Annotated in this window: 7 protein-coding genes; all 7 read right to left on the bottom strand. The window is 62.4% G+C overall.

Features of this window, described 5'->3' with window-relative positions; all coding sequences use genetic code 11:
• A partial coding sequence (locus ABI660_RS12905; RefSeq protein WP_348068592.1) for a nitrate reductase subunit alpha occupies positions 1–3550 on the bottom strand: 3550 nt, incomplete at its 3' end.
• 41 nt (positions 3551–3591) lie between these two features.
• Positions 3592–5256 carry an antiporter gene (locus tag ABI660_RS12900; protein ID WP_348068590.1) on the bottom strand — a complete coding sequence of 555 codons (1665 nt, stop codon included), beginning with the start codon at positions 5254–5256 and terminating at the stop codon, positions 3592–3594.
• 28 nt (positions 5257–5284) lie between these two features.
• A complete protein-coding gene (locus tag ABI660_RS12895) occupies positions 5285–6547 on the bottom strand; it encodes a nitrate/nitrite transporter (protein WP_348068588.1) in 1263 nt (420 codons plus the stop codon).
• A 160-nt stretch (positions 6548–6707) separates the two neighbouring features.
• Positions 6708–7418 carry a response regulator gene (locus ABI660_RS12890; RefSeq protein ID WP_348068586.1) on the bottom strand — a complete coding sequence of 237 codons (711 nt, stop codon included), beginning with the start codon at positions 7416–7418 and terminating at the stop codon, positions 6708–6710.
• 12 nt (positions 7419–7430) lie between these two features.
• A complete protein-coding gene (locus ABI660_RS12885) occupies positions 7431–9353 on the bottom strand; it encodes a type IV pili methyl-accepting chemotaxis transducer N-terminal domain-containing protein (protein ID WP_348068584.1) in 1923 nt (640 codons plus the stop codon).
• 60 nt (positions 9354–9413) lie between these two features.
• Positions 9414–10523, bottom strand: coding sequence for a DNA polymerase III subunit delta (gene holA / locus ABI660_RS12880; RefSeq protein ID WP_348068582.1), 1110 nt, complete (start codon positions 10521–10523; stop codon positions 9414–9416).
• A 27-nt stretch (positions 10524–10550) separates the two neighbouring features.
• Positions 10551–10973 (bottom strand): Lrp/AsnC family transcriptional regulator, encoded by a 423-nt coding sequence (locus ABI660_RS12875; protein ID WP_348068580.1) that lies wholly within the window; start codon positions 10971–10973, stop codon positions 10551–10553.
• Positions 10974–11019 lie beyond the last annotated feature (46 nt).

The following is an 11019-nucleotide window of genomic DNA, read 5'->3' as shown; positions in this document are numbered from 1 at the left end:
CGTGGTACATCATCACCATGCCGGGCTTGACGCGCTGGCTGACGACGGCCCGCGCGGCAATCGCGCCATTGACGTTGTAGGCCTCGATCCAGTCGTTGTCTTCCACGCCGATGAGCTTGGCATCATCCTCACTGAGCCAGATGATCGGCCCGCCGCGGCTCAGCGTGAGCATCAACAGGTTGTCTGTGTACGTTGAGTGGATGCCCCACTTCTGGTGCGGCGTGATGAAGTTCAGCAGTATCTCGGTGTTGCCGTTGGTACGGATACCGTGCACACCGGCGGTCGCCTTCAGGTTCACCGGCGGCCGGTAGCTGGCCAGGCCCTCGCCGAAAGCCAGCATCCACGGGTGGTCCTGGTAGAACTGCTGGCGGCCCGTGAGGGTGCGCCATGGGATCAGTTCGTGCACATTGGTGTAGCCGGCGTTGTACGACACGGTTTCCGATTCGATGCCGCTCCAGGTCGGCGAGCTGATGATCTTGCGCGGCTGCGCCTGGATATCGCGGAAGCGGATCTTCTCGTCCTCGCGGTGCAGCGCCAGGTGCGCGTGCTCACGGCCAGTCTGCTTGCCCAATGCTGCCCAGGCCTTGACCGCCACGTGACCGTTGGTTTCAGGCGCGAGTTGCAGCACCATTTCGCAGGCATCGATGTCGCTGTTGATGCGCGGCATGCCCTGGGTCACGCCAGGCTCGGTCACCAGGCCATTGAGTTCGCCGAGTTGCCGCACTTCGGTTTCGGTGTTCCAGGCAATGCCCTTGCCACCATTGCCTATCTTGTTCAGCAAAGGGCCGACGGCCGTGAAACGTTTGTAGACGTTGGGGTAGTCGCGTTCGACCACCTGCATCTGGGGCGCCGTCTTGCCGGGCACCAGCTCACACTCGCCACGCTTCCAGTCCTTGACCTCAAACGGCTGGGCCAGCTCGCCCGGGGTATCGTGCATCACCGGGGTCAGCACCATTTCCTTCTCAACACCGAGATGGCCTTCGCACAGCTCGCTGAATTTTTTCGCGAAGCCCTTGTAGATTTCCCAATCACTTTTCGATTGCCACACCGGGTCCACCGCAGTAGACAGCGGATGGATAAAGGGATGCATGTCGCTGGTGTTGAGATCGTTCTTTTCGTACCAAGTAGCGGTGGGCAGCACGATGTCGGAGTACAGGCAGGTCGTGCTCATGCGGAAGTCGAGCGTGACCAGCAGATCGAGCTTGCCCTCGGGCGCCTTGTCGTGCCATACGACTTCTTCGGGTTTGCCCTCTTCAGCGCCCAAATCCTTGCCCTGCACACCATTGTCCGTACCCAGGAGATGCTTGAGGAAGTATTCATGCCCCTTGCCAGACGAGCCGATGATGTTGGAGCGCCAGACAAACATGTTGCGCGGCCAGTTGTCTGGATGGTCCGGGTCTTCGCAGCTCATCCTGAGCGAGCCATCCTTGAGGGACTTGACGACATAGTCTTTGGCGTCCAAGCCCACGGCCTGCGCGTCCTTGACCACCTGCATGGGGTTGGTCTGTAACTGCGGTGCGCTCGGCAGCCAGCCCATGCGCTCGGCCCGCACGTTGTAATCGATCATGCTGCCGCCGTAGAGTTTTTTGTCGGCGAGGGGAGACAGCACCTCGTCCACGCCGAGCTTCTCGTAGCGCCACTGGTCGGTGTGCGCATAAAAGAAGCTGGTGGAATTCATCTGCCGGGGTGGGCGGATCCAGTCGAGCGCGAAGGCCAGTGGCGTCCACCCCGTCTGCGGCCGCAGTTTTTCCTGGCCCACGTAGTGCGCCCAGCCACCGCCGCTCTTGCCGATGCAGCCGCACATCATCAGCATGTTGATGACGCTACGGTAGTTCATGTCACTGTGGTACCAGTGGTTCATGCCGGCACCGATGATGACCATGGACCGGCCTTCGGTCTTGTCGGCATTGTCGGCAAACTGGCGTGCGACAGCGATGATCTGGGCGCGCGGCACGCCGGTGATCTGCTCCTGCCAGGCCGGGGTGTAGGGACTGTTGTCGTCAAAGTCGGCAGCGGCCAGTTCACCGGGCAACCCTCGGGGAATGCCGTATTGCGCAACCTGCAGGTCAAACACGGTCGCGACCAGGGCCGAGCGTTCCTCGCCCGCCTTGCCGAGGGAAATGCGCTGTACCGGCACGGTGCGCACCAGCACATCGCTCTGCTCGTTGTTGGCGAAGTGTTCGTGCTGAATACCGCCGAAGTACGGAAAACCGACCTTGGCGCTGTCAGGGCTGGGAGCATCACCCTCCATCACAGACAGCTTGAGCGAGACCTCGTCGCCCTGGCGCGCTTCTTTGGATTCCAGGTTCCACTGCCCGGCATCGGCACGGCCATCCGGACCCCAGCGAAAGCCGATGGCGCCGTGCGGCAGGACAACCTTGCCCTGCGCATCGAAGGCCACGGTTTTCCACTCGGGGTTGTTCGCCTGGCCCAGCTTGCCGTTGAAGTCGGACGCGCGCACGTAGCGGTCCGGCACCATGACGGTCTCGCCGTTTTCCAGTTGGTGCTCCTTGAGCATGACCAGCATGGGCAAATCGGTGTAGCGGCGTGCGTAGTGGTCGAAGTAGGCCGAACGCGGCTTGCCGTTGCCGCCGAAATAGAAGTCCTTCAGGATCACATGGCCCATGGCCATGGCCACCGCAGCGTCGGTGCCCTGCTTGGGGTGCAGCCACAGGTCGGACAGTTTGGCGACCTCGGAATAGTCGGGCGTGATCGCCACGGTTTTCGTACCCTTGTAACGCACTTCGGTGAAGAAGTGCGCGTCAGGGGTGCGCGTTTGCGGCACGTTGGAGCCCCAGGCGATGATGAAGCCCGAGTTGTACCAGTCGGCCGATTCCGGCACGTCGGTCTGTTCACCCCAGACCTGCGGGCTGGACGGAGGCAGGTCGCAATACCAGTCGTAAAAACTCATGCACACACCGCCTATCAGCGACAGGTAGCGTGAGCCAGCGGCGTAGCTGACCATGGACATAGCCGGGATCGGCGAGAAACCGATGATGCGGTCGGCGCCATGCTTCTTGATCGTGTGGATGTTGGAGGCTGCAATGATCTCGTTGACTTCGTCCCAGCTGGAGCGCACAAAGCCGCCCAGGCCACGCACGCTCTGGTAGTCTCGTCGTTTGGCGTCGTCCTGCACCACGGCCGCCCAGGCCTCGACCGGCGGCAGCGTCAAACGTGCCTCGCGCCAATGCTTGAGCAGGCGCGCGCGCACCATGGGATATTTGACGCGGTTGGCGCTGTACAGGTACCAGCTGTAGCTGGCACCGCGCGAGCAGCCGCGCGGCTCGTGGTTGGGCATGTCCCAGCGCGTGCGCGGGTAATCGGTCTGCTGGGTTTCCCAGGTGACGATGCCGCCCTTGACATAAATCTTCCACGAACACGACCCGGTACAGTTCACGCCATGAGTGCTGCGCACAATCTTGTCGTGCGCCCAGCGGTTGCGGTAGGCGTCTTCCCAGGTCCGGTCTTCGGCAGTGGTGACGCCGTGCGTCCCGGAGAAGGACTCCCGGGGATTGGAAAAGTGGCTCAGTCGATCAAGAAAATGACTCATTTGATTCTCCGGTAAGCGGTAAATGCGGGCACTGCGGCGGCTCAGGGGTTTTTAATCTCGGCGCCGCGGCGCAGGTAAAACCACCAATTGAGGATCAGGCACAGCGCATAGAAGATGGCAAAGCCGTACATGGCGTTTTCCGGCGTGCCGGCTTTGATCTGCGCGCCTATGACGACCGGGGCAATGAAGGCACCGTAGGCGGCAATGGCGGAGGTCCAGCCCAGCACCGGACCGGCCTGCTGGCGGTCAAAGATGACGCCGATCGTGCGGAAGGTAGAGCCGTTGCCGATGCCGCTGGCGGCAAACAGCAAGACGAACAACACCATGAAGATCAGGAAGTACTGCTCGGGCGCGGCCGACTTGTAAGCCAGCAGCATGACGTAACCCACCGCTGCGGAGGCCACCACCATGATGGCGGAGATGATCTGCGTCACGATGGAACCGCCTACCTTGTCCGAGACCCAGCCGCCCACGGGCCGGATCAGGGCGCCGACAAACGGACCTATCCACGCGAAGGTCAGCGCCGACGGTGCGTTCGGATTTTTCAGAGTGTGCTGCATGACACCAGCTGCGTCCGGCACGTGGCTGATGCCGAAGATTACCGTGATGGCCAGCGGCAGCGCCATGGAGAAACCGATGAAGGAGCCGAAGGTCACGATGTACAGCAGCGTCAGCGACCAGGTGTGCTTGTTGCTGAAAATCGCAAACTGTTTGGTGATGTTTTCCTTCATCGTGCCGAAAGCCGTGAGCTTGAGCACCAGCAAGGTACTTGCCACAATCAATGGCATGGCAATCCACATGTTGAGCAGGCCCAGCCCGGTGGGTTTGGGCAGGTAGAGATACAAGCCAATGCCTGCGGGCACAAATGACAGGGTGTAGAGCCAGATGATCTTGAGGAAGGCCGGGATCGTGCCGCCAATCGCTGGCGAGACGGTGGTCAGGTTGTTCATGCCGAAGAAGCAGATGACGGACAACGGAACCAGCGACAGTAGCCAGGCAAAACCTGCGTTCTGAACCCATGTGGGCGTGCCCGCAGCAATCTTGCCGAAGATCCAGCCGCTGTCCTTGACCAGCGTGGTCGATTCGCCTGCGAAGCCTCCAAACAGACTCAGGGTCATCACCAGCGGGATGACGATCTGCATGGTCGTCACGCCGAAATTGCCCAAGCCAGCATTGAGGCCAAGTGCGGTGCCCTGCAAGCGCTTGGGGAAAAAGGTGCTGATGTTGGACATGGAGCTGGCGAAGTTACCGCCACCGACCCCACACCACAAAGCCATCAGCTGGAAGGACCACAGCGGCCATTCGGGGTGCTGCAGCACGATGCCTGTGCCGATGGCCGGCGCCAGCAGCATGGACGTCGTCAGGAAGATGGTGTTGCGCCCGCCGGCCAGCCGGATCAGGAAGGAGGCCGGAATGCGCATGGTGGCGCCGGCCAGGCCCGCAATAGCCGTCAGCGTGAAAAGTTCGGCCTGAGTGAAGGGGAAGCCCAGGTTGAGCATCTGCACGGTGATGATGCCCCACATGCCCCAGACGGCAAAGCCGCAAAGCAAACTGGGCACGGAGATCCAGAGGTTGCGGTAGGCGATGCGCTTGCCGGTGGTTTCCCAGAACTGGTCGTCCTCAGGACGCCAGTCAGTGATGTCGGTGCCGGAAGAACTCGGCTGAAGTGCAGGAATGGCAGCACTTGCTGCGGACTTGGTATTCATGATTTTTCCCTTGAAGAAGATGGCAACATCAGGCCGATGCGCCGCTTGCGTTCGACCCCATGACTTCAGTGCGGCGCACTTCGGTCCAGTACATCCAGATCAGCGAGACCCAGACAACGCCATACATGAACATGAAGGCGCTGGAGCGGATGCCGGTCAGGTCCATCAGGCCGCCGAAGATGATGGGCAGCACAAAGCCGCCCAGGCCACCGGCCAGGCCGACAATGCCGCTGATGGCGCCGATGTTGGCACCGTAGTCGTCACTGATGTACTTGAAGACACTGGCCTTGCCGAAGGCCCAGGCAATGCCCAGGAGGAACATCAGCGCTGTGAAGGTGTAGACGTTCAATCCGAGGTGGAAGGTCGCCGGGCCGTTGACCGTGAGGATGGTGAAGTCGGTCTGCGGGTAGGACAGCAGGAACAGGCACACCCAGCTCACCCACATCACCCACCAGGTGACGCTGTGCGCACCGTACTTGTCGGACAGCACACCACCAAAGGCGCGCAGCACGCCGCCGGGCAGCGAGAAACACGCTGCCAGCAACGCTGCCACGCGAATATCGAGGCCGAACTCACCCACGTAGTACTGCACCATCCAGAGCGACAAAGCCACATAGCCGCCGAACACGATGCTGTAGTACTGGCAGTACTTGAGGACTTTCGGGTCCTTCAAGGCCTTGAGCTGATCGCTGAACTTGACGTGGCTGGGCACCAGGTGCGAAGGGTCGCTGTAGCTGAACAGCCAGAACAGCACCAGCGCAGCCAGCATGATGACCGCGTATACCTGCGGCACCATGGCCCAACCAAAGGCCACAAGCAGCACGGGCGCCACGAACTTGTTGACAGCGGCACCCGAATTGCCGGCGCCGTACACACCCATGGCCATGCCCTGGCGACTTTTCGGGAACCAGCGCGCCACATAAGGTGTGCCCACCGAGAAGGAGCCGCCGGCCAGGCCAACAAACAGGCCGATCACCAGGAAATGCCAGTACGCTGTGGCGTAACTCATGAGCCAGATCGCGGGCACCGTAGCAGCCATCAGGATCGCCATGACGATGCGCCCGCCGTAGCGGTCGGTCCAGATGCCCAGCGGAACGCGGATCAGTGAGCCTGTCAGCACCGGCGTGGCCGCAAGCAGCCCGAACTCGGTGGCGTTGAGGTTGAGCATCTTCTTGATCGGGATGCCGATCACGCCGAACATCATCCAGACCATAAAGCAGACGGTGAAGGCGAAGGTGCTGACAATCAGCACCGACCAAGCCTTCCTTGAATTACCAAGTTCAGAACTCATGCATGTTTCTCCTGAGACATGGCATGACTGTCGGCTTTTAGCGCACCGCTGAATATCCTCCTTAGGAACAGGAAGACGGCATAAAAGAACAGGCGACGAAGCCCGCCGTCTCGTTCTGAAGAACTACTGCCGGGTCAAACTGCGTCGGCCTTGATTTTTATCAAGTCAGGTCGCGGCCAGTCGCGTAGACGGCTGCCTGCACCCGCGAACTGAGCTGCAATTTGCGCAGTATGTGCTGGACGTGAATCTTCACCGTGGTCTCCGCAATGTCGAGCTTGCGGGCTATCACCTTGTTGCTGTCGCCCTGCGCGACCAGTGCCAACACCCCGCGCTCACGCGCGGACAGTTGCGCAATGGCGAGAGCCTCTTGTTCGCGCGGCGCCGGAGCCTTCGCGTCGCGGTCACCGCCGGCAACCACAGCTTCGGCCGGTGCGACCGATGGCGTCTTGGAACGAAAAGCGGTCACCAGCTTGGTCATCATCTCCGGGCTGACGACCGACTCGCCGTCCAGCACCTTGATGATGGACTCTGACAAACTGTCCAGCTCCACGGTTTTGAGCAGGTAACCGTCGGCGCCGGCCTGCAGCGCGGCGGCCAGGTCGTCCTCGTTTTCGCTCACTGTCAGCATCAGGATGCGGACACCCGGCGCGGCCTCCTTGAGCGTTGCGATGCCGTCCACGCCCAGGACACCCGGCAGGTGGTTGTCCAGCAGGATCAGGTCAGGCTTGCGCTGCTCGACACAACGCAGCGCCTCACCAATATCGCCGGCTTCTCCTGTGACCTCGAATCGACCGTCCTGCGACAGCAGTGCAACCAGTCCGCGGCGAAACAGCGTGTGGTCGTCGATCACCAGCAATTCAATGGGTTTCATGGTGTGTGTTCCTCAGCCGCTGTAGGCGGACGACACCAAGTTCGGGGACTTCGCCGCCTGGCTACCGCCCACCTCCGGATGCGGCGGCAGCGTCAGCGTGACTGTCGTGCCCTGTCCTGCCGCCGAAACAAGCTTGACCTCCGCACCGATACGGCCCGCCCGCTCGCGCATGATGTTCAGACCGACATGGGAGTCGCCAGGGTGTTTGCCGGTGTCAAAGCCGACGCCATTGTCACGCACGACAAAACGCCAGCGTTCACCCTTGGCCACGTCCAGGCCGACCTGCGTGGCACCCGCATGCTTGCGCACGTTGGACAGGGCCTCCTGGAGCACATGCAACACCTGAACCTGCACATCTGAAGGCAGCGGCAGCCCCTGGCCTTGCACCTGCAACTGGGCGGGCAGGCCGGTCTGGCTCTGGAACTTCTGCAGGGTTTCCTGCAAGGCCTGTTCAATGTCGTCCGTATTGGTACGCGTGCGGAAATGCACCAGCAGCTCGCGAACATCACCGATACTTTCGCGCAGGCCGATGTCCAACTCGTCGAGGGCACTCTGCATCTGCGACTCCTGGCCCCGCTGCACGGCTGTCCGCAGCAACTGCACCTGAATCTTGAGGAATGCCAGGGACTGCGCGATTGAATCATGCAGGTTGCGCGCCAGCAAGGCGCGCTCCTCCGCGACGGCCGCTTCCCTGTCCAGGGCGTCGGCGCGCAAACCTTCCAGGGAACTGGCCAGGTGACTGGCCAGCGCGTCCAGCAACTCGATTTCATCGGCGCTCAGCAGGACCGGCGCGCGAAAGAACAGGTTGAACTCGCCCAGCACACGCTGCTGCAGCCGTATCGGCACGCTGACCACGCTTTCATAACCCACCTTGGCGCAATGGCGCACGGGCGCTTCGTCGTGGTTGAGAATGGGGATCACGCGGGTACGTGCATCCGGCTTCAGGTTGCCACAGGCGCAAGCCCCGGCCAGCAGGTTGCGCTCTTCTTCCACGAGGTCTTGCGGGAAACAGTCTGTCGCCAGCATCAGGTAGCGCTGGTTGGCTTCGTCGGACCAACGGACCGCGGCGGCGTCGGCTTTCATCACGGCGCGCACGCGTTGGGCAAAACCGCGCGCCAGCTCGTCAATGCTGCCCGCCTGAGCCAGGAAGGCGCTGACCTTGTACAGCGCCTCCAGTCGGGCGCGCTGCGCCTCGATACGCCGCGTCTTCGCCTCGACCTTGGCTTCCAGCCCTTCGTAGAGTGACTGCAGGGTCATGGCCATGTGATTGAAACCGGCCGCCACCTGCCCGAACTCGTCCACGGTTTCAACCTCGATACGTGTCCTGAAGTCTCCGGACTCCAGCTTGCGCAGGCCTTCGCGAAGCTGCCCCAACGGGTTGATCACATACATGTAGCCGGTGTAGAGCATGATGACCGCCCCCCCTATGGCCAGCGCCATCATCAGCAGCTGAAACAGGTTCAGGATGGCGGTGAGGCGGGACAGATGCTGTTCGATCACCAGCACCAGGCGGTCGCTCGCCTCCACAAACTCGCCGCCCGCCTTCAGCAGGGCCTGCGCCTCCGGAGCTGGCTCGGCCAGCCACAGCTGCCGCTGATCAAGCCACAGTAACTCGACATCGGTAAAACGCCGGCGCACCTGGTCGTCCCAGGGCACAAACAACGGCCGCGACGGATCACCCTCGCGCAGCAGCGCCAGGCTCCCGTCGAACCGGGCCACCAGGCCCTGCAACTCGGTGCGCGCCACCCCTGCCTGCACCGCGCTGGCCAGGCGCCAGGTCTGCATGCGCATGCGCCCGGCCTCGTTGACAGCCGCCGCGCCACCCTCCAGCTGCCAGGTCACCCACAGGGTCAGCCCGATCGACACCAGGGCAACAAGCAGCAGGCTCGCGCCTATGCGCATGAGTTTTTTGGAAAGCGAGGCCGTTTGTTGCATGGCCGCTAGCGTAACGCCGATCCGGGTGCCGCGCCATGCGTGCGCGCGACAGGGCCAGATCTAGGGCCTGACGACGCCCGCGGGTGTGCGCGAGTTGCGAGGAACCGGTGCAGAACAGGCCGTACACACCATGCCGGCCAGACGCTGCAGGGCCTGCCAGCCGTCCGTGGGCCAGTCGGGCTGTTTCAGGCCTTTGACGATGCCATCCACCTTGTGCGCGGCATGCAGCAGATTGGCCAAGGTGGTCTCGCCCACGTGGGGAAGCGCGCGTTCAAACAGTTTTTCCTTGATACCCCAGACACGGTTTTCGCGCAGCGCCATGGGCATGGGCCGACCTGCACCGAGTGCGTCCTTGACCCGCTTCATGCTGCGAATATCCTCCGCCAGTGCCCAATGCACCAGCACCTCCGACTCGCCTTCGGACTGCAGGCCATCGAGCATGCGCTGCACGCGCAATGCCTGGCCGCCCAGCACGGCTTCCGACAGCTTGAACACGTCGTAACGCGCCACATTGAGCACGGCGTTTTCAACCTGGTCGAAACTGAGCTCCGCCGACGTAACCCCGCTCGCCGGGTAGAGCAGGCCCAGCTTCTGGATCTCCTGGTGTGCAGCCAGCAGATTGCCTTCCACACGGTCGGCAAAAAACTGCAGCGTGCGCTGGCCTTCCTCGCCTGCGGCCACGCGCTGGCCCTGCTGCTGCAGGCGTTGCGCGATCCATTGCGGCAAGCCGCGGCGGTCGATGGGGTCGAACTTGACGGTGGTGCCGAAACTTTCCAGCGCGCCGAACCAGGCGCCCTTGGTGGTCATGCTGTCCAGGCGCGGCAGCAGTACCAGGGTCAGCGTGCTGTCGTCACCCTGGGCCCGCTCGGCAATCTGCTGCAGCGCGACCGAGCCGTCCTTGCCGGGTTTGCCGCTGGGAATGCGAATTTCCACGATTTGCTTGTCGGCGAACAGGCTCAGCGAACCGCCGCTGGCCAGCACCTCGCTCCAGTCAAAATGCGCGCCAGCCACCGTGTGCACCGTGCGCTCGGTGTAACCCTGTTCGCGCGCCGCGGCCCGCAGCGCATCGGCAAACTCCTGCACCAGCAGCGGCTCGTCGCCATGCAGGGTGTAAAGGCTTTTTATTCCGCGTTTGAGGTGCTCTTGGAGCTGCGAAGGGGCCAGGTTCATGGTGGGAGTTTAGTACCGGTGTTCGAATCAAAGCTTGCTGGTGGACAGCAACAGGCTGGTTTCCGTATTGGCAATGCCTTCAAGCAGCCGGATGCGCCCCAGCACGCGGTCAAAGGCCTCCAGGCTGTCGGCGCGCAGCTCGGCCACGATGTCCCAGCGGCCATTGGTGGTGTGCAGGGCGCTGACGGCCGGGTCACCGCGCAGCGCGCTGAGCACATGGTCGATGCGGTTGCCATCCACGGCTACCGTCATCAGGGCCCGGATCTGGTGCGCTTCGGCCTGCGGCCGCAAGCGGGCGGTGTAGCCCACGATAGTGCCGTCGGCTTCGAGCTTGCTCAGCCGGTTTTGCACCGTGCCGCGCGAAACGCGCAACACCTTGGCCAGCGAGGCCACCGAGGCGCGGGCGTTGTCGCGCAGCAAAGAGATCAGCTGGCGGTCGGTGTCGTCCATGGTCTGATTTTAGTGACTAAACGCCAATTTTTTCTGACGATTTGTG

The organism is Polaromonas sp., assembly GCF_039930745.1.
GTDB lineage: Bacteria > Pseudomonadota > Gammaproteobacteria > Burkholderiales > Burkholderiaceae_C > Polaromonas.
This window is presented reverse-complemented; position numbering and strand designations above follow the sequence as displayed.

Bases quoted from the DNA above. Each gene is read 5' to 3' on its own strand.
- ABI660_RS12885 (WP_348068584.1), bottom strand. From the start codon at position 9,353: ATGCAACAAACGGCCTCGCTTTCCAAAAAACTCATGCGCATAGGCGCG.
- ABI660_RS12875 (WP_348068580.1), bottom strand. From the start codon at position 10,973: ATGGACGACACCGACCGCCAGCTGATCTCTTTGCTGCGCGACAACGCC.
- holA (WP_348068582.1), bottom strand. From the start codon at position 10,523: ATGAACCTGGCCCCTTCGCAGCTCCAAGAGCACCTCAAACGCGGAATA.
- ABI660_RS12895 (WP_348068588.1), bottom strand. From the start codon at position 6,547: ATGAGTTCTGAACTTGGTAATTCAAGGAAGGCTTGGTCGGTGCTGATT.
- ABI660_RS12900 (WP_348068590.1), bottom strand. From the start codon at position 5,256: ATGAATACCAAGTCCGCAGCAAGTGCTGCCATTCCTGCACTTCAGCCG.
- ABI660_RS12890 (WP_348068586.1), bottom strand. From the start codon at position 7,418: ATGAAACCCATTGAATTGCTGGTGATCGACGACCACACGCTGTTTCGC.